General features: G+C 71.3%; 32 protein-coding genes. 22 read left to right on the top strand and 10 right to left on the bottom strand.

Features of this window, described 5'->3' with window-relative positions; translation table 11 throughout:
• On the bottom strand, window positions 1-2,572 hold a 2,572-nt coding region (locus tag ACESL7_RS01270; RefSeq protein ID WP_372890640.1), incomplete at its 3' end, for an AAA family ATPase.
• Between the two features lie 176 nt (window positions 2,573-2,748).
• Between ACESL7_RS01270 and ACESL7_RS01265 the strand changes: the two genes are divergently transcribed.
• Window positions 2,749-3,204 carry a GNAT family N-acetyltransferase gene (locus ACESL7_RS01265; protein WP_372890638.1) on the top strand — a complete coding sequence of 152 codons (456 nt, stop codon included), beginning with the start codon at window positions 2,749-2,751 and terminating at the stop codon, window positions 3,202-3,204.
• Window positions 3,205-3,210: 6 nt separating this feature from the next.
• On the opposite strand, the gene ACESL7_RS01260 is transcribed toward ACESL7_RS01265, so the two are convergent.
• Entirely contained in the window at window positions 3,211-3,507 is a 297-nt protein-coding gene (locus tag ACESL7_RS01260) for a hypothetical protein (RefSeq protein ID WP_372890636.1), read from the bottom strand.
• A gap of 124 nt (window positions 3,508-3,631) precedes the next feature.
• Here ACESL7_RS01260 and ACESL7_RS01255 point away from each other — a divergent pair, with 124 nt between their 5' ends.
• The 3 genes from ACESL7_RS01255 (at window position 3,632) to ACESL7_RS01245 (ending at window position 6,016) form a co-directional block, all read left to right on the top strand.
• Window positions 3,632-4,843 carry a TsoY family (seleno)protein gene (locus ACESL7_RS01255; protein WP_372890634.1) on the top strand — a complete coding sequence of 404 codons (1,212 nt, stop codon included), beginning with the start codon at window positions 3,632-3,634 and terminating at the stop codon, window positions 4,841-4,843.
• Between the two features lie 106 nt (window positions 4,844-4,949).
• Complete coding sequence (locus ACESL7_RS01250; protein ID WP_372890632.1) at window positions 4,950-5,300, top strand: CidA/LrgA family protein; 351 nt, start codon at window positions 4,950-4,952, stop codon at window positions 5,298-5,300.
• Window positions 5,297-6,016 carry an LrgB family protein gene (locus ACESL7_RS01245; protein ID WP_372890631.1) on the top strand — a complete coding sequence of 240 codons (720 nt, stop codon included), beginning with the start codon at window positions 5,297-5,299 and terminating at the stop codon, window positions 6,014-6,016. Before ACESL7_RS01250 ends, ACESL7_RS01245 begins: the two co-directional genes overlap by 4 nt.
• A 62-nt stretch (window positions 6,017-6,078) precedes the next feature.
• Here the strand turns inward: ACESL7_RS01245 and ACESL7_RS01240 are convergent, their stop codons facing one another.
• The 5 genes from ACESL7_RS01240 to ACESL7_RS01220 form a co-directional block, all read right to left on the bottom strand.
• Window positions 6,079-6,639: a F0F1 ATP synthase subunit B gene (locus ACESL7_RS01240; RefSeq protein ID WP_372890629.1), complete on the bottom strand. Its 561-nt coding sequence runs from the start codon at window positions 6,637-6,639 to the stop codon at window positions 6,079-6,081.
• Between the two features lie 3 nt (window positions 6,640-6,642).
• Window positions 6,643-7,188: a F0F1 ATP synthase subunit B' gene (locus ACESL7_RS01235; protein WP_372890625.1), complete on the bottom strand. Its 546-nt coding sequence runs from the start codon at window positions 7,186-7,188 to the stop codon at window positions 6,643-6,645.
• A 113-nt stretch (window positions 7,189-7,301) separates the two neighbouring features.
• Window positions 7,302-7,538, bottom strand: a complete 237-nt coding sequence (locus ACESL7_RS01230) for a F0F1 ATP synthase subunit C (protein ID WP_115981078.1) — start codon at window positions 7,536-7,538, stop codon at window positions 7,302-7,304.
• A gap of 64 nt (window positions 7,539-7,602) precedes the next feature.
• Window positions 7,603-8,310 carry a F0F1 ATP synthase subunit A gene (locus tag ACESL7_RS01225; RefSeq protein WP_372890641.1) on the bottom strand — a complete coding sequence of 236 codons (708 nt, stop codon included), beginning with the start codon at window positions 8,308-8,310 and terminating at the stop codon, window positions 7,603-7,605.
• Window positions 8,311-8,358: 48 nt separating this feature from the next.
• Window positions 8,359-8,694, bottom strand: coding sequence for an AtpZ/AtpI family protein (locus ACESL7_RS01220; RefSeq protein WP_372890620.1), 336 nt, complete (start codon window positions 8,692-8,694; stop codon window positions 8,359-8,361).
• A 215-nt stretch (window positions 8,695-8,909) separates the two neighbouring features.
• On the opposite strand from ACESL7_RS01220, the gene ACESL7_RS01215 reads away from it, so the two are divergent.
• Window positions 8,910-9,251, top strand: coding sequence for an ArsR/SmtB family transcription factor (locus ACESL7_RS01215; RefSeq protein ID WP_372890618.1), 342 nt, complete (start codon window positions 8,910-8,912; stop codon window positions 9,249-9,251).
• Between the two features lie 73 nt (window positions 9,252-9,324).
• Here the strand turns inward: ACESL7_RS01215 and ACESL7_RS01210 are convergent, their stop codons facing one another.
• Both ACESL7_RS01210 and ACESL7_RS01205 read right to left on the bottom strand, forming a co-directional pair.
• On the bottom strand, window positions 9,325-10,218 hold the full coding sequence (locus tag ACESL7_RS01210) for a DMT family transporter (protein ID WP_372890615.1): 894 nt from the start codon (window positions 10,216-10,218) through the stop codon (window positions 9,325-9,327).
• A complete protein-coding gene (locus tag ACESL7_RS01205; protein WP_372890613.1) occupies window positions 10,215-11,096 on the bottom strand; it encodes a LysR family transcriptional regulator in 882 nt (293 codons plus the stop codon). Before ACESL7_RS01205 ends, ACESL7_RS01210 begins: the two co-directional genes overlap by 4 nt.
• Window positions 11,097-11,456: 360 nt before the next feature.
• Between ACESL7_RS01205 and ffh the strand changes: the two genes are divergently transcribed.
• The 13 genes from ffh (at window position 11,457) to ACESL7_RS01140 (ending at window position 20,178) form a co-directional block, all read left to right on the top strand.
• Entirely contained in the window at window positions 11,457-12,938 is a 1,482-nt protein-coding gene (gene ffh, locus ACESL7_RS01200) for a signal recognition particle protein (RefSeq protein WP_372890609.1), read from the top strand.
• The gene (locus tag ACESL7_RS01195; RefSeq protein WP_372890607.1) at window positions 12,935-13,492 is read left to right on the top strand and encodes a GNAT family N-acetyltransferase; all 558 of its coding nucleotides are present in this window, start codon (window positions 12,935-12,937) and stop codon (window positions 13,490-13,492) included. The genes ffh and ACESL7_RS01195 overlap by 4 nt, the downstream gene beginning before the upstream one ends.
• On the top strand, window positions 13,489-14,031 hold the full coding sequence (locus ACESL7_RS01190; RefSeq protein WP_372890604.1) for a GNAT family N-acetyltransferase: 543 nt from the start codon (window positions 13,489-13,491) through the stop codon (window positions 14,029-14,031). Before ACESL7_RS01195 ends, ACESL7_RS01190 begins: the two co-directional genes overlap by 4 nt.
• Window positions 14,028-14,627, top strand: coding sequence for a GNAT family N-acetyltransferase (locus tag ACESL7_RS01185; RefSeq protein WP_372890602.1), 600 nt, complete (start codon window positions 14,028-14,030; stop codon window positions 14,625-14,627). The genes ACESL7_RS01190 and ACESL7_RS01185 overlap by 4 nt, the downstream gene beginning before the upstream one ends.
• The gene (locus tag ACESL7_RS01180) at window positions 14,624-14,920 is read left to right on the top strand and encodes a chorismate mutase (protein ID WP_372890600.1); all 297 of its coding nucleotides are present in this window, start codon (window positions 14,624-14,626) and stop codon (window positions 14,918-14,920) included. Before ACESL7_RS01185 ends, ACESL7_RS01180 begins: the two co-directional genes overlap by 4 nt.
• A 42-nt stretch (window positions 14,921-14,962) precedes the next feature.
• Window positions 14,963-15,322, top strand: a complete 360-nt coding sequence (gene rpsP / locus ACESL7_RS01175) for a 30S ribosomal protein S16 (protein ID WP_372890598.1) — start codon at window positions 14,963-14,965, stop codon at window positions 15,320-15,322.
• A 130-nt stretch (window positions 15,323-15,452) separates the two neighbouring features.
• Window positions 15,453-15,965 carry a ribosome maturation factor RimM gene (gene rimM / locus ACESL7_RS01170; protein ID WP_372890596.1) on the top strand — a complete coding sequence of 171 codons (513 nt, stop codon included), beginning with the start codon at window positions 15,453-15,455 and terminating at the stop codon, window positions 15,963-15,965.
• A gap of 68 nt (window positions 15,966-16,033) precedes the next feature.
• Window positions 16,034-16,195, top strand: coding sequence for a DUF1328 family protein (locus tag ACESL7_RS01165; protein ID WP_372890594.1), 162 nt, complete (start codon window positions 16,034-16,036; stop codon window positions 16,193-16,195).
• A gap of 38 nt (window positions 16,196-16,233) precedes the next feature.
• Complete coding sequence (gene trmD, locus ACESL7_RS01160; RefSeq protein WP_372890592.1) at window positions 16,234-17,034, top strand: tRNA (guanosine(37)-N1)-methyltransferase TrmD; 801 nt, start codon at window positions 16,234-16,236, stop codon at window positions 17,032-17,034.
• 276 nt (window positions 17,035-17,310) lie between these two features.
• Window positions 17,311-17,700, top strand: a complete 390-nt coding sequence (gene rplS, locus ACESL7_RS01155) for a 50S ribosomal protein L19 (RefSeq protein ID WP_372890590.1) — start codon at window positions 17,311-17,313, stop codon at window positions 17,698-17,700.
• Between the two features lie 11 nt (window positions 17,701-17,711).
• Window positions 17,712-17,933: a 50S ribosomal protein L31 gene (rpmE, locus tag ACESL7_RS01150; protein ID WP_372890588.1), complete on the top strand. Its 222-nt coding sequence runs from the start codon at window positions 17,712-17,714 to the stop codon at window positions 17,931-17,933.
• A gap of 168 nt (window positions 17,934-18,101) precedes the next feature.
• The gene (locus tag ACESL7_RS01145) at window positions 18,102-18,914 is read left to right on the top strand and encodes a division plane positioning ATPase MipZ (RefSeq protein ID WP_372890586.1); all 813 of its coding nucleotides are present in this window, start codon (window positions 18,102-18,104) and stop codon (window positions 18,912-18,914) included.
• 157 nt (window positions 18,915-19,071) lie between these two features.
• On the top strand, window positions 19,072-20,178 hold the full coding sequence (locus tag ACESL7_RS01140) for a BLUF domain-containing protein (protein ID WP_372890584.1): 1,107 nt from the start codon (window positions 19,072-19,074) through the stop codon (window positions 20,176-20,178).
• A 51-nt stretch (window positions 20,179-20,229) separates the two neighbouring features.
• Here ACESL7_RS01140 and ACESL7_RS01135 read toward each other — a convergent pair whose 3' ends face one another.
• Window positions 20,230-20,685 (bottom strand): MarR family winged helix-turn-helix transcriptional regulator, encoded by a 456-nt coding sequence (locus ACESL7_RS01135; protein ID WP_372890582.1) that lies wholly within the window; start codon window positions 20,683-20,685, stop codon window positions 20,230-20,232.
• Between the two features lie 77 nt (window positions 20,686-20,762).
• On the opposite strand from ACESL7_RS01135, the gene hmgA reads away from it, so the two are divergent.
• The 4 genes from hmgA to ACESL7_RS01115 all read left to right on the top strand — a co-directional run bounded on the left by hmgA (window position 20,763) and on the right by ACESL7_RS01115 (window position 24,756).
• A complete protein-coding gene (gene hmgA, locus ACESL7_RS01130) occupies window positions 20,763-22,118 on the top strand; it encodes a homogentisate 1,2-dioxygenase (RefSeq protein WP_372890581.1) in 1,356 nt (451 codons plus the stop codon).
• Between the two features lie 104 nt (window positions 22,119-22,222).
• Window positions 22,223-23,479: a fumarylacetoacetase gene (gene fahA / locus ACESL7_RS01125; protein ID WP_372890579.1), complete on the top strand. Its 1,257-nt coding sequence runs from the start codon at window positions 22,223-22,225 to the stop codon at window positions 23,477-23,479.
• A gap of 88 nt (window positions 23,480-23,567) precedes the next feature.
• Window positions 23,568-24,518, top strand: a complete 951-nt coding sequence (locus ACESL7_RS01120) for an MBL fold metallo-hydrolase (RefSeq protein WP_372890577.1) — start codon at window positions 23,568-23,570, stop codon at window positions 24,516-24,518.
• 37 nt (window positions 24,519-24,555) lie between these two features.
• Window positions 24,556-24,756 (top strand): hypothetical protein, encoded by a 201-nt coding sequence (locus ACESL7_RS01115; RefSeq protein WP_372890575.1) that lies wholly within the window; start codon window positions 24,556-24,558, stop codon window positions 24,754-24,756.
• Window positions 24,757-24,786: the final 30 nt, after the last annotated feature.

The following is a 24,786-nucleotide window of genomic DNA, read 5'->3' as shown; positions in this document are numbered from 1 at the left end:
CCTCGGCGGCGGCGTCGCGCCGCGCCTCCGCCACCCGGATCGCCTCGGCGAGCTCCCCGCGCTGCGCGGCGAGCGCGTCGGGCCGGCCGGCGGCCTCGGCGCGCTCGGCCTCGGCGGCGGCGATCCGCTCGGCGAGCTCCGCGGCGCGCTGATCGGCCGTCGCAAGCCGTCCGCGCCAGCCGTCAAGCTCCCTGGCGAGCGCCTGCGCCCGCGCCTCCCGCGCCGCGCCCTCGCGCTCCAGCGTGTCGCGTGCCCCGCGCCGGGCCGTCGTCTCGGCCCGCGCGGCCTCCACCGCTTCGCGCAGCCTCTCCACCTCGGCACGGCCCTCCGCGGGGTCGTCGAGCGCGTCGCGCGCGGCCTCGGCCTCCTTGAGGCGGGTGCGGGCGGCCTCGGCCTCCTCGTCGTGGCGCGTCTGCGCGAGGCGCAGGCTCTCGAGGCGCCCTTCGGCGAGGTTGCGCTCGGCCTCCGCCTTGCTGAGCGCGCGCGCCGCCTCCGCCTGTTCGGCGTCGGCGCGGCGGCGGGCGGTGCGCGCCTCGGCGTCGGCCTGCGTCAGCGCCTGAAGCCGCGCGGCACAGGCGTCATGCGCGGCCTGCGCGGTCCCGGCGCGGGCGCGGGCGCGCGCAATCTCGGCGCCGAGCGCCTCGAGCCGGTTGAGTTGCTGCAGGCGCAGCGCCGCGGCGCTCTGCGCGTCGCCCGCCCGCGCGGTGAACCCGTCCCAGCGCCAGAGATCGCCCGCCCGGCTGACAAGGCGCTGGCCGGGGCGGAGCGCGGGCTGCAGGGCCGCGCCGGCCTCCGGATCGACGACGCCGATCTGACCCAACCGCCGCGCGAGCGCCTCGGGCGCGCCGACATGTCCGGCGAGCGGCGCGGCGCCCTCCGGCAGCGGCGGGGCCGCATCGTAGGGCGGCAGCGCACGCCAGCCGGATGCGCCGTCGGGCGCGGGTTCGGGCGCGAGTTCGGGCGCGCGCAGATCCTCGGAAAGCGCCGCGCCGAGCGCCGCCTCGAAGCCCTCTTCGACCTGCAGCCGGTCGATGATCGCGCCGGACGCATCGGTGTCGCGCTCCACCACGCGGGCAAGCGCGGCGTGCTCGGCCTCCAGCGCACTGGCCTCGCCCTCGGCAGCGGAGCGGTCGGCGCGCGCCTCGGCCTCCTCGGCCTGCGCAGTGCCCCGGGCCGCGTCGGCCGCCTGCAGGGCCTCCTCGGCCCGGGCGGCGGCCGCCTCGGCGGCGCTCGCGGTCTCGCGCGCGGCGGCGAGGTCGGCGTCGGCCCGCGCGAGGCGGGCGGCGTAGTCCTCGGCTTCGCGGCGGGCGCGCGCGGCCTCGCCCTCGTTGCGCTCGAGCGTCTTGCGCGCGTCCTCTACCTGTCGCTCGGCGGCCTGATGGCGCGCGGCGAGGCGGGCGGCGGCCTCGTTCGCGGCGTCGAGCTCCTCCTCGCGGGTGGCGAGCGTCGCGGCCGCCGCCTCGGCCGCCGCGGCGGCCTCGGCGACGCGGGCCTCGTGCCCCTCGCCCGCGGTGGCGAGCTCCTCGGCCTCGGCCTCCAGCGCGCGGATGGTCTCGCCCGCGTCGCCGGTGAGCTGTGCCTCGCGGTCGCGGTCGCGGCCGAGTTGCGCGAGGCGCGCGTCGAGCGCGCGGATCGTCTCGCGCGCGCGGTCCTCCTCCTGCGCGAGGGTGGCGCGCTCGACCTCCTGGCGCTGGAGGACGGCGGCGGCGATCGCCTCTTCCTCGCGCAGGGGTGGCAGAGCGGCGTCGGCGGCCTCCCGCGCCTCCGTCGCCTCGCGCGCGCCACGCTCGGCGGCGGCGGTGGCGGCGCGCGCCTCGCGCAGCGCGGCCCCGGCCGCGGCGCGCGCGGTGTCGGCCTCGCGCCAGCGCACGAAGAGCAGGCTCCCCTCCGCCCGGCGCAGCGCTTCCGCGATCTCGCGGTAGCGCGCCGCCTGCTTCGCCTGCCGCGCGAGCTGCCCGAGTTGCTGGGCGAGCTGGTCAATCACGTCCTCGACGCGGGCGAGGTTCGATTCGGTGCCCTTGAGCTTCAGCTCCGCCTCGTGCCGGCGCTGGTAGAGGCCCGAGATGCCGGCGGCCTCCTCCAGGATGCGGCGCCGCGCGGCGGGCTTGGCGTTGATGAGCTCCGCGATCTGGCCCTGCCGGACGAGCGCGGGGGAATGCGCACCGGTGGAGGCATCGGCGAAGAGCATCTGCACGTCGCGCGCGCGCACGTCCTTGCCGCCCACCTTGTAGGCCGAGCCCACGTCGCGCGTGATGCGGCGGGTGATTTCCAGCACGTCGTCGTCGTTGAAGCCCGCGGGCGCGAGCCGCTCGGAATTGTCGAGGGTGAGCGCGACCTCCGCGAAGCTTTTCGCCGGGCGGCGCGCGGTGCCCGCGAAGATCACGTCCTCCATGCCGCCGCCGCGCATCGCCTTCGGCCGCGTCTCGCCCATGACCCAGCGCAGCGCCTCCAGCAGGTTGGACTTGCCGCAGCCGTTCGGGCCCACGACGCCGGTCAGCCCGTCGCCGATGACGAGTTCCGTCGGATCGACGAAGCTCTTGAAGCCCGAAAGTCGCAGGCGGCTGAAGCGCACGGCCGGTTCCCTGATTCCGCTACAGGCGCGAGACTGGGGCGCGGGCGCGATGCTGTCAATCGAAGGCCGCAGGATATGGGGTGACTGAGGGCATCCATCCACAAGATATCGCTGGCCGCTTGACGGACGGGGCGACGCGGGCGACACCGGGGGATATCGGGATGCAGGAGGGCGGCATGGGCATCATCGTGGAACCGGGCGACCCGCGCGAGCCGGAGAACCGCGCCTTGATCGAGGCCGCGCAGTCGACGATGCGCGCGCTTTTTCCGCCGGAGGAGAATCACTTCCTCACGCCGGAGGGCCTGCGCGCACCCGACATCCGCTTCTTCGTGGCGCGCGAGTACGACACCGCGCTCGGCTGCGGCGCGCTGGCGCAGCGGCAGGGCTACGGAGAGGTAAAGGCGATGTACGTCGTCCCCTTCGCACGCGGGCAGGGCGTCGCGCGGCGCATCCTCGCGCGGCTGGAGCTCGAGGCGCGGCATCTCGATCTGCCCTGCCTGCGGCTGGAAACCGGCGACACGCTGGCCGAGGCGATCGCGCTCTACGAGGCGGAAGGCTTCGTCCGGTGCGGGCCCTTCGGCGACTACGCCGCGAATGCCTCCAGCGTCTTCATGGAAAAGCCGCTCGACTGACGCGGATCACTCCGGGCAGTCGAGATCGGCGCGCAGCAGCGAGGGATCGCCACGCACCTCGGTCGCGTCGCAGCCGGTGACCCGCTCGATCGCGGCCTCTGCCGCGCGCGCGACCTCGTCGAAGGGGGGCAGCCATGCGGCGTTGCGGCGCACCGCCTCGGCCGCGTCGCCACGCTGGCGGATATCGAAGACATGCCCCCCGGCCTCCGCCCGGACGGGCGGGAGCCCCATGTAGCCGCGGCCGGCCGTGTCGCAGGCGGCGAGCAGCATCGACACGGCGAGAAAGGCAGGTGTGCGGCACATCAGGGGGAGGATCCTGCCGCAGGGTTAACATTTCGTTCAGGCGCGGACGGAGATCCGGACTTTACATTCCAGTTTCGGCATGTATATAAACATTCCAAAGTCGGAATGCGAAAGGACGTCACCGATGACGGAGCTTGTCAGAAAACCCGCCGACACCTACTCGCCGCTCTACTTCCTCGCCTCGCTCGGCGCGGGCGGCGTGGCCGTGTCGTTCTTCATGTACCTGATGTTCTGGGTGCCGCACCCGGATCAGGCGGTGCCGGTGTTCGAGGACATCGCCGGCGCCTTCGCCACCGGCGGCCTGCCGATGCAGATCGCGATCGCGGTCGCCGTGGCCGGCATCGCGGTCTTCGCCGTCCTGAACGTGAAGTCGCTGATCTGGAACCTGCGCGCCTATTCGGCCTTCAAGCGCACGGAGGCCTACACCAAGCTGCGCAATTCCAACGCCGAATCGACGCTGCTCGCCATGCCGCTCGCGCTCGCCATGACGGTGAACGTGGGCTTCGTGGTCGGCCTCGTCTTCGTGCCGCAGCTGTGGACGATCGTCGAGTATCTCTTCCCCGCCGCGATGGTGGCCTTCCTGCTGATCGGCGTGCTCGCCTTCCGGTTGCTCGCGGATTTCCTCGGCCGCGTGCTCGCCGAGGGCGGCGTCTTCGACGTGACCGCGCACAACTCCTTCGCACAGCTCCTGCCGGCCTTCGCGCTCTCGATGGTCGCCGTGGGCTTCGCCGCGCCGGCGGCGATGAGCGTGACGCCGGTCACCGTGGGCACGAGCCTCGTGCTCTCGACCTTCTTCGGCGTGACGGCAGCGGTCTATGCCGTGATCGCGTCGATCACCGCCTTCAACTCGATGCTGCAGTACGGCACCGCGCGCGAGGCCGGCCCGACGCTGATGGTCGTCGTCCCGATCATGACCGTCCTCGGCATCATGCTGATGCGGCAGGAGCACGGCCTGCACGCCACCTTCGACGCGGCAGGCAACGGCGGCGAGACGCTGGTGATGCTCGCCCGGATCCTGACGGTGCAACTCGTCTTCCTCGGGCTCGGCATGCTCGTCCTGCTGCGCCAGCGCTACTTCGACGACTTCGTGATCGGCACGAAGACCTCGCCCGGCTCCTACGCGCTGGTCTGCCCGGCGGTGGCGCTCTCGGTGATGGGGCACTTCTTCATCAACAAGGGCCTCGTCGACGCCGGGGTCGTGGACAAGTTCTCCCTCGCCTTCTGGGTGCTGACCGCGGTGGCACTCGCGTTCCAGGCGGTGGCGGTGGCCCTCGTGCTGCGGCTCAACCGCCAGCACTTCACCCCGACCGAGGCCGCGGCCGTGCCGGCCGAGTGAGCGCAGCCTGCCCCTCGCACCGGTTCGGAGCGCGCCCCGCCGGGCGCGCTCCTTTTCTTTCGGGCGCGGTCGTGGTCGCATCGCCCTGCGACACGGAGGGACAGGCATGATCGTCAATATCGCCATTCTGCTGGTCTGCCAGCTGATCGGAGAAGTCACGGCGCGCGCGCTCGACGCGCCGGTGCCGGGGCCGGTTCTGGGCCTTGCGCTCCTGCTCGGGGCGCTCGTGCTCCGCCCAGCGCTCACGGCGCGCGTGGCGCCCGCGGCGAACGGGCTCCTCGCGCATCTCTCGCTTCTCTTCGTGCCGGCGGGGGTGGGCGTGGTGGCGCATCTCGACCGGCTGGGCAGCGAAGGCCCCGCGCTCCTCGCCGCGCTTCTGGGCAGCACGGTAATCACGCTCGCCGTCACGGCCGGCGTCTTCGTCGGGCTGCGCCGGCTTCTGGGGGCGAGCGCATGAGCCCCGAGGTCATCGACATCTGGAGCTATCTCGCGCGCGAGCCGCTCCTCTGGCTGACGGTCACGCTGCTGGCCTATCTGGCGGGCGACGGCATCTCGCGGGCGACGGGGCGCGCGCCGCTCGCCAATCCGGTGCTGATCGCGATGCTCCTGCTCGCGGGGCTCCTGCAGGCGACGGGCACGCCCTATGCCGACTACTTCGAAGGCGCGCAGTTCGTGCACTTCATGCTCGGCCCGGCGACCGTGGCGCTGGCGGTGCCGCTGCACGCGGCGCTGCCGCGGTTGCGGGGGCTGGTGGTCCCGATGCTGGGCGCACTGATCGCGGGGTCGGTCACGGCGATCCTCTCGGCGCTCGCGATCGCGCAGGCGCTCGGCGTCGAGGGCGCGACGCTTCTGTCGCTCGCGCCCAAGTCCACGACCGCGCCGGTGGCCATCGGAATCGCCGAGACCCTCGGCGGTCTGCCGACGCTGACCGCGGCGCTGGTGATCCTGACGGGCATCATCGGCGCGGTGACGGTCACGCCGCTGATGAACGCGCTCGGCATCCGCGACTGGCGCGCGCGGGGTTTCGCCGCCGGGGTCGCGGCGCACGGCATCGGCACCGCCCGCGCGTTTCAGGTGGACGCGACGGCCGGCGCCTTCTCGGGGCTCGGCATGGGGCTCAACGCGATGCTCACCGCGCTCCTCGCCCCGTGGCTCGTCGCGGCCCTGTTCTGACCCTGCAGCAAACGCGAAAAGCCCCGGCGGCCGGCCGGGGCTCCGCGTTGCGCGCACAGCCGTCAGTGAAGGTGCTTGTCCACCTGGGCGATGGCATTGTCGACGAGGGCGTCGCTCCGCTCCGCCGTCATCCGCGCGGTCAGAACGTCCCGCGCCGCGGCGACGGCCACCTCGGCGGCACGCTCGCGCACCTCGCGCACCGCGGCGGCCTCTGCCTGCGCGATGCGCTCCTCGGCGGCCTTGACGCGGCGCGCGATGGACTCCTGCAGGTCCGCCTTCGACTGCTCCGCCGAGAGACGCGCCTCTTCCTTGGCGTGCTCGACGATGCGGTCGGCCTGTTCGCGCGCCTCGCGGGTCTTGCGCTCATAGGAGGCGAGCAGGCTCTGCGCCTCTTCGCGCAGCCCGCGCGCCTCGTCGAGCTCGGACTGGATGCTCTCCGTCCGGCGGTCGAGCATCTCGGTGATCTTACCCGGCACCTTGAAGTAGACGAGGATGCCCACGAAGACGAGGAAGCCCAGAAGGACGATGAAGTCGGTATTGGCCAGCGAGAAGAACGGTCCCTTCGCGGCATGCGCCGGGCTCGCCATCGCCAGCGCGAGGGTGAGAGCTGTCAGGATGCGCATCGCTCAGGCCTCCATGCGGGCGTCGACGGCCCGGTCGATCTCGGCCTGGTCGGCCTCGGTGTCCAGTTCCTGCAGCACGGCCCCCGTGGTGTCGCGCGCGACCTCGCGCACGCTCTCGACGGCGCCGGCGCGGATTTCGGCGATCGCCTTTTGCGACTCCTCGGTCTTCTTCGCGATCTCGGCGTCGGCGCGCTCCATCGCCGCAGCGACGTCCTGCTGCATCTCGGCCTTCGCCGCGGCAAGGATCTTCTGCGCCTCGGCACGCGCGTCGGCGAGCGCTTTCTCGTAGGTCTTCTCGGCCTCGGCGGCCTTGGCCTTCAGGTCCTCCGCCGCGGCGAGATCGTTGCTGATCGTGCCGGCCCGCTCGGCGAGCACGCCGGCGATGCGCGGCAGCGCCATGCGCGTGAGCAGCAGGTAGATCACGACGAGCGTGACGATCAGCCAGAAGATCTGGTTCGGGAACCAGTCGAGGCAGAGCTGCGGCAGACCGATCGCGCTGCCGTCCGGCCCGACGCAGGTCGAAGCGGAACCTTGGGTCTCTGTCGCCATCGGCGCCTCCGTGAGTTGCCAGCCGCACCGGCCCGCCGGGCCGGTCAGACCATCCGGGGCGCGCGCCGGTCAGACCGCGCGCGCCCCGCCCGCAAGGATGATGCGTGTCGTCCTCAGACGGCGAACATCAGCAGCAGGGCGACGAGGAAGGAGAAGATGCCCAGCGCTTCGGCGAAGGCGATGCCGATGAAGAGCGTCGCCGTCTGGCTCGCCGCGGCCGAGGGGTTGCGGAGCGCGCCCGCGAGGTAGTTGCCGGCCACGTTGCCGACCCCGAGCGCCGCCACGCCGGCGCCCATGCCCGCGAGGCCCGCACCGATGAACTGGCCGAGGTTTGCGATATCGCCTTCCATTGCACTGTCTCCTTACGGTTGGAAGCTGTCGATGACGGTGGCGCGGCCGCGTCGCGGCCCGCGCTCAGTGACTGGGATGCAGCGCGTCCTTGAGATAGACGCAGGTCAGGATCGTGAAGACGTAGGCCTGGATGAAGGCGACGAGCACCTCGAGGCCGTAGATCGCCGTCACGGCGAGGATCGAGAGCGGCGCGATCGCCGTCACCTGGCCGAAGCCGGCGAAGACCTTCAGCACCGCGTGCCCCGCGGTCATGTTGCCGGCGAGACGGATGGAGTGGCTCACCGGCCGCACGAAGTAGGAAATGAGCTCGATCAGGGCGAGCACCGGGCGGATCGCCAGCGGCGCCTCGGTGACCCAGAAGAGGCCGAGAAACTTCGTGCCGTTCTTGACGAACCCGAGGATCGTCACCCCGAGGAACACGCCGAGCGCCAGCACGGCCGTCACCGCGATGTGACTCGTCGTGGTGTAGGCCGTGGGGATGAGCCCGAGGAAGTTCGCGAAGACGATGAACATGAAGAGCGTCATGATGTAGGGGAAGTACTTGAGCGCGTCCTTCCCGGCGACGTCCTCGACCATCTTGTGCACGAAACCGTAGGCGAGCTCGCCCACCGACTGGCTGCGCGAGGGCACGATCGCCCGGCGCGAGGTGCCGAGGATCAGCAGCGCCGCGATGCCGAGCACGCCGAGCGCCATCCAGAGCGTGACATTGGTGATGGTGTACCAGTGCACCGGGCCATCCCCGAAGAGCGGCTTCACGATGAACTGGTCCATCGGGTGGAAAACGAGCCCGCTGTCCTCTCCGGTCTCCGTCGCCACGGCCTAGTCCCCCTCGTCCGTCTCGTCGCCGCCATCGGCGGCCTGTTGCGCCTGTTCGACCTCGCGCGCGCTGCGCAGCATCGTCTTGATGCCCGCGGCGAAGCCCAGCAATGTGAACACCACCAGCAGGAAAGGCATCGTCCCCAGCAGGGAATCCAGCCCGAAGCCGATGCCGAACCCGATGGCGAGGCCCGCCACCAGCTCGATCACCATCCGCCAGGCGAGCTGCGCCTGCGAGTAGTGTTCGTCCCCGCGGGGCTTCGGCGCCTGCGCCTCCTTGGCAGCGGCCAGCCGCTGCTCGAACTCGGCCATGCGCCGCTGTTCGTCGGGATCGGGCACCTTCGCCTCGCGGATCGTTGGCAGGGTGCTACGGCGCAGCGCGGCCCGAGTCAAGGCGAAGCGCGGCGGCGGCAACCCACTGATTTTGTAGTACTTCCTTGAGACGCGGCCCGGCGAAGCCTCGACACCGGCCGCGCGGGCATATTCAACCCCGCGGTTGAGCTTCCGTGCCGCCGCGCTTGACGCGCGCCCGCCGGGCACGGCTTATGCGGTCGATGTCCGACGATCTCGACACGGTTTTCGCCGCTCTCGCCGACCCGACGCGCCGGGCGATCCTCGCCATGCTGCTCGAGGACGACATGGCCGTGACCGATGTCGCGGAGCCCTTCGAGATGTCGCTCGCCGCGATCTCCAAGCACCTCGGACTGCTTGCGCGCGCCGGGCTGATCACGCGCGAGCGCCGCGGCCGCGTCACCTGGTGCAAGCTGGAACCGGACGCGCTGCGCGCCGCGAGCGTCTGGATGCAGAGCTTCGGACAGTTCGACCACCTCGACCTCGACGCGCTTGAGCGCCTCGTCGCGGCCGACATGGGTTTGCCGCCCGAGGGCGACCCATAGCCACGACGGCGCAGCGCCCTGTCCCCCCGACGGACGGAAGCGGGACCACGTGACGGGGAAGGCAGCACCGGTCCTATCCGGTCGCCGTCTCCTCGTTCTTGAGCAGAAGGAGCAGCGCCGCCACCGTCAGCCCCAGCCCGGCGAGGACGAGCGGCCGCGGCCCGCCGTGGCCCAGCGCCAGTTCCCAGACGAGCACCCAGGACGGCGTGAGATAGGTGTAGGCCATGACCTTGGCCGAGGGCAGCCGGAGCGTCGCGTATTGCAACAGCACGAAGGTCGCTGCGGAGGCGAAGAGCGCCACGTAGAGAAGCGCGATCCAGACGAGCGGGCGCAGGCCGGCCCAGTCCGTCGCGCGGATGTCGGACCAGCCGTAAGCGGTCAGCACCACGGTCCCGGCGACCAGCGTGCCGAAGGTGAAGAGCACCGCCGGCTCGCCGCGGTTCAGCTTGCGGACCATCGGGGTGTAGACGGCATGCGCGACGCAGCCGACGAAATAGACCGCCTCGCCCCGCCCGACCTCCAGCGCGACGAGCGCCGAGAGATCCGCGCGGAAGATCACCCAGAGCGCGCCCGCCGCCCCGATCGCCAGCGCCGCGGCCATGCGCGGCGTCGTCACCTGTCGCAGCAGAAGCCAGCCCACGCCCGCCGCCATAACCGGTGTCAGGGTGAAGACCGCCGAGGCGGCGACGGGCGGCGCGGTCTTCAGCCCTTCGAACATGAGCACGAAGTAGGCCGCGAAAAGCCCGCCGAGCACCAGGTAGCGCCAGGGCGCCGCGAGCGCGCGCCGGTCGAAACGCCCCGTGGCCGCGACCACCGCCCCGATCACCGCCGCGGCGATGGCGAAGCGCGCGGCATTGATGGCCGCCGGCGCGATCTCGTTCGCCACCATCGCGCCGAGCGAGAAGGACCCCGCCACCAGCGCCGAGAAGAGCAGCATGGCGAGATGCCCGCGCGCCCCCGCGCTCACGCCACGTCCCAGTCCGCCGCCGCGGCCTTCAGCGCCGCGAGGAGCGCCTGCACCTTGGAACTCCGGTGCAGATCGACATGGGTGACGAGCCAGATGGGCGAGCTCCACACGTCGCGCGGGGGGGCGACCTCGACAAGGGCGGGATGCGCCGCCGCGGTCCAGGGCGGCAGGAAGCCGATGCCCGCACCGGCGAGCACCGCGTCCTCCTGCGCGCGGGGGTCGGGGCTGCGGAAGGCGATCTGGTCGGGCGCGAGCCGCTCGCGAAGCCAGCGCTCGGTGGGTGCGCGCGGGGTTTCGTCGTCCGGGCCCACGAAGCGGTGCCCCTCGAGCGCGTCGAGCCCCTCGGGCAGGCCGTGCGCCTCGACGTAGGATCGCGCCGCATAGAGCCCGGCGCGCATGTGGAAGAACGGCTGCACGACGTTGTCGGGCTCCTGCGGCGGCGGGCCGGCGCGCACGGCGACATGCGCCTCGCCATACTCCAGCCGGAAGAGCCGCGTGCCGGTCATGTAACGCAGGATCACGCGCGGATGGTCACGCTGGAAGGCCGCGAGCACGGGCGCGAGCCGCGGCGCGAACATGGCGAGCGACGTGACCGTGAGCTCGCCCGAGACGTCGTTGCCGCGCCCGCGGATGCGGCTTGCCAGCTGGGCGAATTGATCGTCGGTGGTCTGCGCCACGCGCAGAAGGTCCTGCCCCGCCTCGGTGGGCGTGTAGCCGCGCGCGTGCCGCTGGAAGAGCTTGACGCCGAGCCGCGCCTCGAGCGCGTCGACATGCCGGATCACCGTGGCATGGTGGACGCCCAGCGCCTCTGCCGCGCCGCTCACCGTGCCGGCGCGCGCGACGTGATAGGCCGTGCGGATCTCGTCCCAGTTGTCCATGGTCCGCCTGTGCGCTGGTGAACAAAACCTGCAGGGAGGAGACCAGATCGCGCGGTACCCTGCAAGCGGGAGCGCCTTGAGGCGGGCGGCTCCCACCCCGCCGGCGAGGGGCCGGGGTCTGACCGCTCGGTCGGCTGGCTGCGCTGGGTGCGGCGGCGGCACGGCCGCCGCTTGACTCCGCGCGCTCCCGCGCCTAAAGGCCACCCGATATCCGGAAGCGCCCGTGCCTTCCGGTCCCGGGCCGTGCACCGGGATCGCCCCCCGTCAGCGAGGTTTCGCCCGCGGGGGTCGGTGGCATTCGGGCCGTCGCGTTCCCATCTTCGGGACGCATGCAACGACCGCTGGAGGAAGCAGAGGGCCATGTTCGAAAACCTGTCCGAGCGTCTCTCCGGCGTCTTCGACCGGCTGACCAAGCAGGGCGCGCTCTCGGAAGAGGACGTCAAGACGGCGCTGCGCGAGGTGCGCGTCGCGCTGCTCGAAGCCGACGTCGCGCTGCCGGTGGTGCGCAAGTTCGTCAAGGACGTCGAGGGAAAGGCCACGGGCCAGGCGGTGACGAAATCGGTCACGCCGGGTCAGCAGGTGGTCAAGATCGTCCACGACGAGCTCGTGGAGATGCTCCGCGGCGAGGGCGATCCGGGCGAGTTGAAGATCGACAGCCCGCCCGCGCCGATCCTGATGGTGGGCCTGCAGGGCTCGGGCAAGACGACGACGACGGCCAAGATCGCCAAGCGCCTGACCGAGCGCGATGGCAAGAAGGTCCTTATGGCCTCGCTCGACGTGAACCGCCCCGCGGCCATGGAGCAGTTGCAGATCCTCGGCACGCAGGTGGGGGTCGACACGCTCCCCATCGTCAAGGGCGAGACGCCCGTGCAGATCGCCAAGCGCGCGAAGACGCAGGCGAGCCTCGGCGGCTACGACGTCTATTTCCTCGACACCGCGGGCCGGCTGCACATCGATCAGGAGCTGATCGCGCAGGCGGCGGATGTGCGCGACGTGGTCCAGCCGCGCGAGACGCTGCTGGTGGTGGACGGGCTCACCGGTCAGGTCGCCGTCGAGGTCGCGGAGGAGTTCGACGACAAGATCGGCGTCTCGGGCGTCGCCCTCACCCGGATGGACGGCGACGGGCGCGGCGGCGCGGCGCTGTCGATGCGCGCGGTCACCGGCAAGCCCATCCGCTTCGTCGGCACCGGCGAGAAGGTGGACGCGCTCGAGGAGTTCGACCCCGAGCGCATCGCGGGCCGCATCCTCGGCATGGGCGACATCGTCGCCCTCGTCGAGAAGGCGCAGGAGACGCTCGAGGCCGAACAGGCCGAGCGCATGCTCAAGCGCCTCCAGAAGGGTCAGTTCAACATGAACGACCTCAAGTCCCAGCTCGAGCAGATGCTCAAGATGGGCGGCATGGAGGGGCTCATGGGCATGATGCCCGGCATGGGCAAGATGAAGGGCCAGATGGCCGAGGCCGGCATGGACGACACCGTGCTCAAGCGCCAGATCGCGCTCATCAACTCCATGACGAAGAAGGAGCGCGCCAACCCGCAGATCCTTCAGGCCAGCCGCAAGAAACGCATCGCCGCCGGCGCGGGGCTGGAGGTGAGCGAATTGAACAAGCTGATCAAGCAGCACCGGCAGATGTCGGACATGATGAAGAAGCTCGGCAAGAAGGGCGGGCGCGGCGCGCTCAAGCAGGCGCTCGGCATGATGGGCGGCGGCAAGGGCGGCGCTCCCGGCGCGGGCATGGACGAGAAGGCGCTGCAGCAGGCCGCGCAGCAGATGGGCGGCCTCGGTGGAAAGGGCGGCATGCAGCTACCCTCGGGCCTCTCGGGCTTCGGGCGCAAGAAGTGACCGTCGCCCTCGCCGATACCCCCCGCCTCGAGACCGAGCGGCTGATCCTGCGCGCGCCCGGGGCGCGGGACACCGAGACCGCCTGCGCCTTCCTCACGTCGGAGCGCGCGCGGTACCTGGGCGGCCCGTATTCCCCTGAGCAGGCTTGGCGCGTCTTCGGACAGGCTGTCGGGCACTGGGTGCTGCGCGGCTACGGCCAGTTCGTGCTGGAAGACAAGGCGAGCGGAGCGCTGATCGGGTCCGTTGGCCCATGGTATCCCCATGGCTGGGCGGAGCGCGAACTGGGCTGGAGCCTCTGGCACGCCTCGGCGGAGGGGAAGGGCTACGCCCGCGAGGCGGCCGAGCGCCTGCGCCGGCACGCCTATGACGACCTCGGCTGGACGACCGCGGTCAGCTACATCGACGCGGCGAACGCGCCCTCCCGCGCGCTCGCAGAGCGGCTGGGCTGCGTGATCGATGCGCAGGCTGCGCTGCCCGTGGGCGAGGGCTGGGACGATGACCCGGCGGAGGTGCTCGTCTACCGCCACCCGGCGCCGGAGGCCGTGGCGGCATGACCCCGATCCCGACGCTCACGACCCCGCGGCTGACGCTCCGCGCGCCCGAGGCGCGCGATGTCCCGCCCTTCACGGCCTTCTACGCCTCCGACCGCGCGCGCTTCGTCGGCGGGCCGCTCGACGCCGAGGGCGCGTGGCGGATGCTGGCGATGGAGATCGGGCACTGGCAGATCCGCGGCTACGGCCGCTGGATGGTGGAGGAGCGCGAAAGCGGTGCCACCGCCGGCATGGTCGGCCTCTTCTGCCCCGAGGGCTGGCCCGAGCCGGAGATCGGCTGGGACCTCTTCGAGGGCTTCGAGGGCCGCGGCTACGCCACCGAGGCCGGCCGTGCCGCGCGCGAGTACGCCTACGACGTGCTCGGCTGGGACACGGCGGTGAGCCTCGTCAAGCCCGCCAACACCGCCTCCGCCGCCGTCTGCCGCCGCCTCGGCGCCACGCTCGACGGCACCTTCGCGCACCAGCGCCACGGCGAGATGCAGGTCTGGCGCCACCCCGCACCCGAGGAAGTCTCCGACGGCGGGATGGAGGCCTACGCATGACCGCCATCCCCACGATCGAGACCCGGCGGCTGATCCTCTCGGCGCCCGAGCCCGGGGACTATCCCAAGTTCAAGGCGACCTTCACCTCCTACCGCGCGCGCTTCATGGGCGGGCCGCTCAACGACTACGAGGCCTGGATGCTCTACGCCGCCGAGATCGGCCACTGGCAGATCCGCGGCTTCGGCATGTGGATGATCCACGACCGCGAAACCGGCGCCACCTGCGGCATGGCCGGCGGCTGGCAGCCCGCGAAGTGGCCCGAGCGCGAGATCGCCTGGGTGATCTGGCCCGAGGTCGCCGGGCGCGGCATCGCGCTCGAGGCCACGCATGCCGCGCGTGCCCATTTTTATGAGGACAAGGGCTGGTCCGGCGCGGTCAGCTACCTCGACCCGCGCAACTACGACTCGATCCGCCTTGCCGAGCGGCTTGGCTGCCGGCGCGACCCGGAGGCGCCCAGCGTGGACGGCACCGACGTCGTCTACCGCCACCCCGCGCCCGAGACGCTGAGAAACAGCCAGATCGCCGACGCGATCGAGCTCGAGCTTCAGTCCCATGCCGGCCCGATCTTCGGGCGGAGAGAAGAGGCCCCTGCATGAGCGACTCCGCCGCCCGCGCCGCCGATCTCCTGAAGGAGCACCGGGAATCGATCGACCGTCTCGACGCGATCCTCGTCTATACCCTCGGCGAGCGCTTCAAGCACACGCAGGCGGTGGGCCGGCTCAAGGCCGATCACGCCCTGCCCCCCTCCGACCCCGCCCGCGAGGCGGACCAGATCGCCCGGCTCGAGGATCTGGCGCGCGCCGCCGATCTCGACCCCGATTTCGCCAAGGCTGTCCTGAATTTCATCATCCGGGAAGTCATCAAGCACCACGAACGCCATCAGGCCTGACCCGGGGCGAGGCGCCCCCACCCACACGAAAGGAGACTATCCATGGCCATGAAGATCCGGCTCGCCCGCGGCGGCTCCAAGAAGCGGCCCTTCTACAGCATCGTCGCCACCGATTCGCGCATGCCGCGCGACGGCCGCTTCCTCGAGAAGCTCGGCACCTACAACCCGCTCCTGCCCAAGGACAGCGAGACCCGGGTGAAGATGGACCTCGAGCGCGTGCAGGCATGGCTCGACCATGGCGCGCAGCCCACCGATCGCGTGCGCCGCATGCTCGAGGCCGCGGGCGTCGTGACGAAGACGACGCGCGACAACCCGAACAAGGGCCAGCCCGGCAAGAAGGCGCAGGAGCGCGCCGAGGCACGCGCCGCCAAGGCCGCCGAAGGCGCGGACGCCGAGGGCTGACCATGCGCGGCCCCGGTGCGGCCGACGGAAGCGGATGTGCGAATTTTCGTACGAAAATTCGCATGAGCCGCGCGATTCGCCGGAGAATTTTCGTACGAAAATTCTCCGGCCGGCCCGGGTGCGGCCGGGCATGACCGAACGCGTGTGCCTCGGCGCGATCGCGGGCGCCTTCGGCGTGCGCGGAGAGGTGCGGCTCAAGAGCTTCACCGCCGAGCCCGAGGATATCGCCGCCTACGGCCCCCTGTCGACCGAGGATGGCGCGCGCGGTTTCGAGGTCACGCTGACCGGACAGACCAAGGGCGCGCTCACCGCGCGCCTGTCCGGCGTGCCCACGCGCGAGGCGGCGGAGGCGCTCAGGGGCACGCGGCTTTACGTGCCCCGCGCGGTCCTTCCCGATCTGCCCGAGGACGAGTTCTACCATGCCGATCTGATCGGGCTGGAGGTCTTCGACACCGGCGGCGCGCCGCTCGGCCGGGTACGCGCGGTGCACGACCACGGCGCGGGCGATCTTCTGGAGATTCACGCGCCCGGGCTCCGGCAGACGGCGCTCCTGCCCTTCACGCGCGATGCCGTCCCGACGGTCGACCTCGCGGCGGGCCGCATCGTGGCCGACCCGCCGCCCGGCGTTTTTCCCGAGGACTGAGGGAACGCGCCGGGCACCGGGGCGTTTTCCGCGCGCCGCATGACCCTGGCCGCGCGAGGGAGGCGCCGATGATCGAATGGATTCTCATCCTGCTCGCCATTGCCGCGGTCGCGGCGCTTCTGGGCTTCGGCCGGCTTTCCGGTGTGGCGCTCACCGGGGCGAAGATCCTCATCGTGGTCGCGCTCGTCATGCTGCTACTGCTGGCGCTCGGCATCGTCGCGGTGGCCTGACCCTTCCCCGTCCCGGCGCGAGCGGATAGAGACCGGCCATGCCCGCCGATCCCCCCTCCCGCTCGCACGGCCGCAAGGCCATCCGCCCTGTCGCCGCGCCGCAGGCGCTGATGCCCGAGGCGCCGGAACTCGCCGGGGTCTGGACGGCGCAGGTGATCACGCTCTTTCCCGGCGCCTTTCCCGGCGTGCTCGGCGAGAGCCTGACCGGGCGCGCGCTGCGCGAGCGGATCTGGCAGCTTCAGGTGACCGACCTGCGCGCCTTCGGCGAGGGCAAGCACCGCAACGTCGACGACACGCCCGCGGGGGGCGGCGCGGGGATGGTCCTGCGCGCCGACGTGCTGGGCCGCGCGGTCGAGGCGGCGCGGCGCGGCGCGGACCCGGCCATGCCGCTCGTCGCCATGAGCCCGCGCGGCGCGCCCTTCCGGCAGGCCACGGCGCGCGACTGGGCGCGGCGGCCCGGCGTGACGCTCATCTGCGGGCGTTTCGAGGGCATCGACCAGCGCGCGCTCGACCACTACGGCATCGAGGAGGTCTCGCTCGGCGACTTCGTCCTGACGGGCGGCGAGATCGCGGCGCAGGCGATGCTCGACGCGACGGTGCGGCTCCTGCCCGGCGTTCTCGGCAACGCGGCCTCGGTGGAGGAGGAGAGCTTCTCCGACGGGCGCCTCGAGCATCCACAGTACACCCGCCCGGCGGAGTGGCAGGGCCGGCGCATCCCGGACGTTCTGCTCTCGGGCAACCACGCCGAGATCGCGCGCTGGCGCCGGGCGGAGGCGGAGCGGCTGACGCGCGCGCGCCGGCCCGACCTTCTGCCGCGCGAGCCGGGGGAGGCGGGTTGAGAGAGGGCTTGATCGCGGCGCGGCCGGCCAGTATACGCGGCGCGTCCGGGGCCTGTCGGCCGAGCGGACCCGTGGGGTTTTCTGCCAGCGCTCCCTCGGCGCGGGGTGGGCCACGATCGGCGGACGGCGACGACAGGCAGACGGAAACGACACGACAGACGAAGCAACGCGACCGAATTCTCTGGCGGGCGCCGCGGCGGACCCGATCGAGGACCAGAGCTCTGGGGCGGATACATCTTCGCGGGCAAACCGCGAGCGACACGAGGAGTGGATCGGATGGACCTGATCGCGGAACTGGAGGCGGAACAGATCGCCTCGCTCGGGAAGGAGATTCCCGACTTCAAGGCCGGCGACACCGTGCGCGTCGGCTACAAGGTGACCGAGGGCACGCGCACCCGCGTGCAGAACTTCGAGGGCGTCTGCATCAGCCGCAAGAACGGCGACGGCATCGCCGGCACCTTCACGGTGCGCAAGATTTCCTTCGGCGAGGGTGTCGAGCGGATCTTCCCGCTCTACTCGACGAACGTGGAACACATCACCGTCGTGCGCCGCGGCAAGGTGCGCCGGGCGAAGCTCTATTACCTGCGCTCGCGCCGCGGCAAGTCTGCCCGCATCGCCGAGCAGACCAACTACCGCGCCCCCAAGCCCAAGAGCGCCCAGCTTTAAGGAATGCCGCGATGAAAAAGGACATTCATCCCGACTATCACATGATCGACGTCAAGCTCGTCAACGGCGAGACCGTGCAGATGCGCTCCACATGGGGCTCGGAAGGCCAGACGATGACGCTCGAAGTGGATCCGTCGGTGCACCCCGCCTGGACCGGCGGCGGCACCCGCCTGATGGACACCGGCGGTCGCGTGTCGAAGTTCAAGAAGAAATACGAAGGGCTCGGCTTCTGAGCCCGGCCCGGCGGGCGCCGTGCCGGCGCCCGCCCCTCTCGCCTGCCCGCGCGGCGGCGGCCCGATCCGGCAGCCTTCCGGGACATGCGGCTGCCCCTTGTCTACCTCTCTACATGTAGTATCCCCACCGCCGGGTCGCGCCACGCGGCCGGTCAAAAGGGGAGCGGCATGGCGCATATCATCGTCGTCGGCAACGAGAAGGGCGGCGCGGGGAAGTCCACCGTCTCGATGCATCTCGCCACGGCGCTGGCGCGGATGGGACATGCCGTCGGCGCGCTGGATCTCGACCTGCGGCAACAGAGCCTCGGCCGCTACACGGCGAACCGGGCGCAGTATCTCGCGCAGGCGGGCATCACCCTGCCCGGCCCCGTTTACCGCGAGCTGCCCGAGATCGACGCCTCGCGCCTGCCCGATGGCGAGAACCCGATGGATCACCGGCTCTCCGCCGTCGTCGCCCGCTTCGCCGAGGACGGGATGGACTTCGTGGTGATCGACTGCCCCGGCTCGCATACCCGGCTGTCTCAGGTCGCGCATACCTATGCCGACACGCTTGTCACGCCGCTCAACGACAGCTTCGTGGATTTCGACCTGCTCGCCCGCATCGACGGCGACGGCGAGACGATCCGCGGCCCCTCGGTCTATTCCGAGATGGTCTGGAGCGCGCGGCAGCTGCGCGCGCAGGCCGGGTTGAAGCCGCTCGACTGGATCGTCCTGCGCAACCGGCTCGGCGCGCAGGCGATGGTCAACAAGAAGAAGATGGAGCGCGCGCTCGAGCGTCTCGCACAGCGCATCGGCTTCCGCATCGGGCCGGGTTTCCACGAGCGGGTGATCTTCCGCGAGCTCTTCCCGCGCGGGCTGACGCTGCTCGATCTGCGCGACATCGGCGTGCGGCAGCTCAATCTCTCCAACATCGCGGCCCGGCAGGAATTGCGCGACCTGCTCAGGACGCTTGATCTGCCCGGGGTGACGGTGGACATCTGAGCGCCAGCCACAGCCCGCGTGTAAATTTCTCTCGACATTTTCTTATGTCAAATCATACTGACATAACCGCTGCCAAACGGGCGAAACGCCGGACCGGAGCGGAACCGGTGAGGAGGGCCCGGACCCGCCGCGGCCCGAGAGCGAGGGGAAAACGGTGATGGAACGCGCGGGCAGCGCCAGCGGAGAGCCGATCCGGCGTGTGAGTTATCGCAGCGACGCGACACGCCGGCTCGACTCCGACGAGATCGCCGACCTCGTCGAAGATGCCGCGGCACGCAACGCCGCGAGTTCGATCACCGGCGCGCTCGTCTCCTCCGGAGACCGCTACCGGCAGTGGATCGAGGGATCGCCCGCGGCGATCGAGGCCCTGCTCGACGCGCTGCGCCGCGACGCGCGTCACAAGCGGCTGACCGTCACAGAGGACGTGATGACCGACGCGCGTGCCTTCGTCGGCTGGCACATGCAGCTTTTCCAGGGCGTGCAGGACGCCGCGCTGGCGCCGCAGGCGATCGCGCTCGGCCGGGTGGCGCCGGCGCTGGCGACCGAGGACTGGGCCGGCGCGCTGGCCTCTCCCGCGGCCGCGCGCGACGCGCTGCGCAAGACGCCGGAACTCACCGCCTCGCAGGCCGCGGCGGTCGCGGCGGCGCTGGCCGCGCCCGAGGACGACGGCGCGCTCGCCCATGCCCTGCGCCCCTTCATGGCGACGGCGGCCGGACGTGCCGCCTGTTACGAGGCCGTGGCGCAGGCGCTCGGCGACGGCTGGATGGCCGACCGCTGGAGCATGACGGACGCGACACTCGCGCTCGGCCGGTTCCAGGCGCTGCTCTGGCAGGCACGGCCCGCGCCCGACCCGGTTCGCCCGATGGCCCATGCGATCGTGGCGAACCAGCCGGGCAACCCCCATTTCCTCGGCGCGGTGATCAAGGCCGACGTGCTGCGCGCCACCGGATGGGCAGTCAGCCTGATGCTCGACAGCCGCCCGTCACAGATCGAGGGCGCGGCACGCCGCTGCCCCGGCACGCCGCTGGTGCTGTCGGGGAGCCATCTGCTCTCCGGGGTCTCCGAAGGTCCGCTCGCCGACCTGTCGGCCGGGTTGCGCCGCGCATTCCCCGGCACGCCGGTTCTCGTCGGCCATCGCGGGGGCCTGCCGCTCGCCGCGACGGCGCAGCGGCTGCGCGCCACGGTGGCGGCGGCGCTCCGCCCGGGGCTGGAAAGCCTCGCGCCGTGCCGGAGCGCGGGGGCCGGAGCCCTGCCGCTGACCTGACGCAGGGCGAGCCAGCGCCGGCGCCGCATGCACCGATATCCGGGGCGCGCCTCAGGCCGTGTCGCGCGCCTCCTCGGAGGTGGCGAGCCGACGCAGCATCCGGCGCAGGAGCGCCGCCTCCTCCGCAGGGAACTCCGCCACCAGCCGCGCGTCGTAGTCCCGCGCCACGGCCCGCAGGTCGCGGTAGGCGGCCTCGCCCTGCGCGGTCAGGCGCAGCGTCTCGCGCCGCCGGTCCGCGGTATCGGTGGTCCGGGTGAGGAAACGCCGCGCCTCCAGACGCGCGACCGCGCGGCTCACCTTCGTCTTGTGGATGCGGGCGCGCGCGCCGATCTCGCCGGCGGTGAGCGCGCCGTAGATGCCGAGGTGGAAGAGCACGCGCCACTCCGTCCGAAGCATCCCGTAGCGGCGCTTGTAGATCTGCTGGAACGCGAGGCTCGACTCCTCGGCCGCCTGGTTCAGCAGGTAGGGCAGGAATTCCTGCAGGTCGAAGTCGTCTTTTTCGTCCACGGCCGAGCCTCCTCCCTTGTTGGTTACAAAATCAACTGTTAGCGACGCAACCGAATTCCGGGAGAAGGAGCGCGACCATGAACCGTCAGACCGACCCATCGGGCCTGATCTCGGCCGCCACGCCCGTCGGCACGCAGGAGGGCTACATGCCCGGCTTCGGCAACGACTTCGAGACCGAGGCGCTGCCGGGCGCGCTGCCGCAGGGGATGAACTCGCCGCAGAAGTGCAACTACGGCCTCTACGGCGAGCAGCTCTCGGGCAGTGCCTTCACCAAGCACCCGCCGGAGCGGACCTGGACCTACCGCATCCGACCCTCGGTCAAGCACTCGACCCGCTACACGCGGATCGACCTGCCCTACTGGAAATCGGCGCCCTTCATCGACCCGGAGGTGGCGAGCCTCGGGCAGTACCGCTGGGATCCGGTGCCGCATACCGAGGCGCCGCTGACCTGGCTCACGGGCATGCGCACGATGACGACCGCCGGCGACGTGAACACGCAGACCGGCATGGCGAGCCACATCTACCTCGTCACGCAGTCGATGGAGGACGACTACTTCTACTCGGCCGATTCCGAGCTTCTCGTCGTCCCGCAGGAGGGGCGGCTCAGGTTCGCCACCGAGCTCGGGGTCATCGACCTCGCGCCGCAGGAGATCGCGCTTCTCCCGCGCGGGCTCGTCTATCGCGTAGAGCTGCTGGAGGGCCCGGCCCGCGGCTTCGTCTGCGAGAACTACGGGCAGAAGTTCGAGCTGCCGGCGCGCGGGCCGATCGGCGCCAACGCGCTCGCCAACCCGCGCGACTTCAAGACGCCGGTCGCCGCCTTCGAGGACCGCGAGGTGCCCTCGACGCTGACCGTGAAGTGGTGCGGACAGTTCCACCGCACCGAGATCGGGCAGTCCCCGCTCGACGTGGTGGCCTGGCACGGCAACTACGCGCCCTGCAAATACGACCTGACGGCCTATTGCCCGGTGGGCGCGATCCTCTTCGACCACCCGGACCCGTCGATCTTCACCGTGCTGACCGCGCCCTCGGGCGTGCCGGGGACGGCGAACATCGACTTCGTGCTCTTCCGCGAGCGCTGGCTCGTGGCCGAGGACACCTTCCGCCCGCCGTGGTATCACAAGAACATCATGTCCGAGCTGATGGGCAACATCTACGGGCAGTACGACGCCAAGCCGCAGGGCTTCGTGCCCGGCGGCATGAGCCTGCACAACTGCATGCTGCCGCACGGGCCGGACCGGCAGGCCTTCGAGGGCGCGTCGAACGCCGACCTCGGGCCGGAGAAGCTCGACGCGACGATGTCCTTCATGTTCGAGACGCGCTTCCCGCAGCACCTCACGCCCTTCGCGGCCGAGGAGGCGCCGATGCAGGACGACTACATCGACTGCTGGGCCGATCTCGAGAAGAAGTTCGACGGGACGCCCGGCGCGAAGTGACGCGCGGCCAAGGGCCTTGCAAGGCCCTTGGCCAAGGCTTTTGCAAAAGCCTTGCGCGCCGCGGTGACGCGGCGCGCCCGCGACGACAGGACGAAGGACATGCGATGCCCCTGACGAAGAGCTGGGTCGGTTCGGCCAACGCCGCCGACCACCCCTTTCCGCTCGACAACCTGCCCTACGGCGTCTTTTCCACCGATGCGCTCGGCCCGCGGTGCGGCGTCGCCATCGGGGACATGATCCTCGACGTGGCGCGCGCCGAGGCCGCCGGGCAGATCGCCCTCCCGGGCGGGCCCTACTTCGATGCGCCCGCGTGGAACGCGCTGATGGAGGCCGGGCCCGGCACCTGGGGCCATCTGCGCGCGCAGCTCACGGACCTCCTGGCCGAGGGATCGCCCGCGCAGGCGGCGGTCGAGGGCTTCCTCGTCCCGCAGGCGGAGGCGCGGATGCACCTGCCGTTCCGCTTGGCCGAGTTCACGGATTTCTACGCCGGCAAGCACCACGCGACGAATGTCGGCACCATGTTCCGCGGCGCCGAGAACGCGCTGCCGCCGAACTGGCTGCACATTCCCATCGGCTACAACGGGCGCGCCTCGTCGGTCGTGGTCTCCGGCACGCCGGTGCGCCGGCCCTGGGGCCAGCTCAAGGGGCCGAACGACGACGCCCCGCGCTTCGCGCCCTCGGCCCGCTTCGACCTTGAGCTCGAGATGGGCGCCATCGTGGGCCAGCCCTCGGACGGGCCGGTGACGGTGGAAGAGGCCGACGCGATGATCTTCGGCTACGTGCTGCTGAACGACTGGTCGGCCCGCGACATCCAGGCCTGGGAATACCAGCCGCTCGGCCCCTTCCAGGCCAAGGCGACCGCGACCTCGATCAGCCCTTGGATCGTGACGAAGGCGGCGCTCGAGCCCTTCCGCGTGCCGACGCCCGCACGCGAGGTGGAGCTCCTGCCGCATCTGCGCGACGCGGGGCCGATGCTCTACGATCTCGACCTCTCGGTGACGCTTGCGCCCGAGGGGGCGGCGGCGACCGAGATCGCGCGCACCAATTACCGCGAGATGTATTATTCCTCCGCGCAGCAACTGGCGCACCACACCACCGCCGGCTGCCCCATGCGGGTGGGCGATCTGCTGGGCTCGGGCACCATCTCAGGCGTGGAGAAGCACGAACGCGGCTCGCTTCTGGAACTCAGCTGGGGCGGCAAGGAGCCTGTGAAGCTGCAGGGCGGCGAGACCCGCAGCTTCCTTCAGGACGGCGATACGCTCACGCTGCACGGCGCCGCGCACGGCGACGGCTACACGATCGGGTTCGGCGCATGCGAAGGCACGCTGCTGCCCGCGCTGGAGGACCCTTACGCAGGCTGACGCCACGCCGTTTGCGCGCGCCTGCGCGCCCATCGACACGAGGACGCCGGGCCCGCGCCCCGGCCGACAGCACAGACGGAGCGACGACATGAGCAAGGCCTTCGCCAGCCAGGGCGACATGGCAGAAAAAGAGATCAGCTTCACCGAGATCGGCGAGGGCCTCTGGGCCTTCACCGCCGAGGGCGACCCGAACTCGGGCGTCATCATCGGCGACGACTCGGTGATGATCGTCGAGGCGCAGGCGACCCCGCGCCTTGCGCACAAGGTGATCGAGAAGGTGCGCGAGGTCACCGACAAGCCGATCACCCACTTGGTGATGACGCATTACCACGCGGTGCGCGTGCTGGGCGCCTCGGCCTACGGCGCGCAGACGGTCATCATGTCGGAGATGGCGCGCGGCATGGTCGCCGAGCGCGGGCAGGAAGACTGGGAAAGCGAGTTCGAGCGGTTCCCGCGGCTCTTCCAGGGGCATGAATCGATCCCCGGCCTGACCTGGCCCAACACCACCTTCAACGACCGGATGACCGTCTATCTCGGCAACCGCCGCGTGGACCTGATGCACCTCGGCCGCGCGCACACGGCGGGCGACATCGTGGTGCATGTGCCCGACCAGAACGTCATGTTCACCGGCGACATCGTGGAATATCACTCGGCCTGCTACTGCGGCGACGGGTATTTCGCCGACTGGGGCGACACGCTCGACGCGATCAGGTGGTTCGACGTGGACGCCATCGCACCCGGGCGCGGCAATGCGCTGATGGGCCGCGAGATGGTGAACACCGCGATCGAGAACACCCGCGACTTCGTGGAAAGCACCTATCGCCCCGCCGCGAAGGTCGCGGCGCGCGGCGGCACTCTGAAAGAGGCCTGGGACGCGGTGCGCGCCGAATGCGACCCGAAGTTCGCCGACTACGCGATCTACGAGCACTGCCTGCCCTTCAACGTCGCCCGCGCCTACGACGAGGCGCGCGGCATCGAGACGCCGCGCATCTGGACCGCCGCCCGCGACAAGGAGATGTGGGCGGCGCTGCAGGGCTGATGGGCGCGGCGCGGGCATATCGCGCGGGGCGCACGGCATGACCCGTTTCGGTCCCGGCCGCGGCGAGCTGAAATTCCGCCTCGTCGCCTCGCTGGCCGGTCTCGCCTTGCTCGGGGTGGCGGCGGTGCTCCGGCCCGCGGGGCCGGCCTGGGTCGAGATCGTCGCGCTTGGCGGCGCCTTCTTCGGGGGCACGGCCATCTGGTCGGCCCGCGCCCTGCTGAAGGAGCGCCGGCGGTGAGCGCCCGGCGTCAGCCCTGCCGCGCGCGCC

Origin of the sequence: Rhodosalinus sp. (assembly GCF_041685465.1) — a bacterium.
Taxonomy (GTDB): Bacteria; Pseudomonadota; Alphaproteobacteria; order Rhodobacterales; family Rhodobacteraceae; genus Rhodosalinus.
The sequence above is the reverse complement of the archived record's forward strand: the minus strand, read 5'-3'. Positions and strand labels throughout refer to the sequence as shown.

Bases quoted from the DNA above. Each gene is read 5' to 3' on its own strand.
- ACESL7_RS01205 (WP_372890613.1), bottom strand. From the start codon at position 11,096: ATGGACAACTGGGACGAGATCCGCACGGCCTATCACGTCGCGCGCGCC.
- ACESL7_RS01245 (WP_372890631.1), top strand. From the start codon at position 5,297: ATGAGCCCCGAGGTCATCGACATCTGGAGCTATCTCGCGCGCGAGCCG.
- fahA (WP_372890579.1), top strand. From the start codon at position 22,223: ATGCCCCTGACGAAGAGCTGGGTCGGTTCGGCCAACGCCGCCGACCAC.
- ACESL7_RS01225 (WP_372890641.1), bottom strand. From the start codon at position 8,310: ATGGACCAGTTCATCGTGAAGCCGCTCTTCGGGGATGGCCCGGTGCAC.
- ACESL7_RS01235 (WP_372890625.1), bottom strand. From the start codon at position 7,188: ATGGCGACAGAGACCCAAGGTTCCGCTTCGACCTGCGTCGGGCCGGAC.
- trmD (WP_372890592.1), top strand. From the start codon at position 16,234: ATGCCCGCCGATCCCCCCTCCCGCTCGCACGGCCGCAAGGCCATCCGC.
- rplS (WP_372890590.1), top strand. From the start codon at position 17,311: ATGGACCTGATCGCGGAACTGGAGGCGGAACAGATCGCCTCGCTCGGG.
- ACESL7_RS01185 (WP_372890602.1), top strand. From the start codon at position 14,028: ATGACCGCCATCCCCACGATCGAGACCCGGCGGCTGATCCTCTCGGCG.
- rpmE (WP_372890588.1), top strand. From the start codon at position 17,712: ATGAAAAAGGACATTCATCCCGACTATCACATGATCGACGTCAAGCTC.
- ACESL7_RS01145 (WP_372890586.1), top strand. From the start codon at position 18,102: ATGGCGCATATCATCGTCGTCGGCAACGAGAAGGGCGGCGCGGGGAAG.
- ACESL7_RS01215 (WP_372890618.1), top strand. From the start codon at position 8,910: ATGTCCGACGATCTCGACACGGTTTTCGCCGCTCTCGCCGACCCGACG.
- ffh (WP_372890609.1), top strand. From the start codon at position 11,457: ATGTTCGAAAACCTGTCCGAGCGTCTCTCCGGCGTCTTCGACCGGCTG.
- ACESL7_RS01240 (WP_372890629.1), bottom strand. From the start codon at position 6,639: ATGCGCATCCTGACAGCTCTCACCCTCGCGCTGGCGATGGCGAGCCCG.
- ACESL7_RS01265 (WP_372890638.1), top strand. From the start codon at position 2,749: ATGGGCATCATCGTGGAACCGGGCGACCCGCGCGAGCCGGAGAACCGC.
- hmgA (WP_372890581.1), top strand. From the start codon at position 20,763: ATGAACCGTCAGACCGACCCATCGGGCCTGATCTCGGCCGCCACGCCC.
- ACESL7_RS01140 (WP_372890584.1), top strand. From the start codon at position 19,072: ATGGAACGCGCGGGCAGCGCCAGCGGAGAGCCGATCCGGCGTGTGAGT.
- ACESL7_RS01250 (WP_372890632.1), top strand. From the start codon at position 4,950: ATGATCGTCAATATCGCCATTCTGCTGGTCTGCCAGCTGATCGGAGAA.
- ACESL7_RS01115 (WP_372890575.1), top strand. From the start codon at position 24,556: ATGACCCGTTTCGGTCCCGGCCGCGGCGAGCTGAAATTCCGCCTCGTC.
- ACESL7_RS01260 (WP_372890636.1), bottom strand. From the start codon at position 3,507: ATGTGCCGCACACCTGCCTTTCTCGCCGTGTCGATGCTGCTCGCCGCC.
- rpsP (WP_372890598.1), top strand. From the start codon at position 14,963: ATGGCCATGAAGATCCGGCTCGCCCGCGGCGGCTCCAAGAAGCGGCCC.
- rimM (WP_372890596.1), top strand. From the start codon at position 15,453: ATGACCGAACGCGTGTGCCTCGGCGCGATCGCGGGCGCCTTCGGCGTG.
- ACESL7_RS01180 (WP_372890600.1), top strand. From the start codon at position 14,624: ATGAGCGACTCCGCCGCCCGCGCCGCCGATCTCCTGAAGGAGCACCGG.
- ACESL7_RS01165 (WP_372890594.1), top strand. From the start codon at position 16,034: ATGATCGAATGGATTCTCATCCTGCTCGCCATTGCCGCGGTCGCGGCG.
- ACESL7_RS01120 (WP_372890577.1), top strand. From the start codon at position 23,568: ATGAGCAAGGCCTTCGCCAGCCAGGGCGACATGGCAGAAAAAGAGATC.
- ACESL7_RS01190 (WP_372890604.1), top strand. From the start codon at position 13,489: ATGACCCCGATCCCGACGCTCACGACCCCGCGGCTGACGCTCCGCGCG.
- ACESL7_RS01255 (WP_372890634.1), top strand. From the start codon at position 3,632: ATGACGGAGCTTGTCAGAAAACCCGCCGACACCTACTCGCCGCTCTAC.
- ACESL7_RS01230 (WP_115981078.1), bottom strand. From the start codon at position 7,538: ATGGAAGGCGATATCGCAAACCTCGGCCAGTTCATCGGTGCGGGCCTC.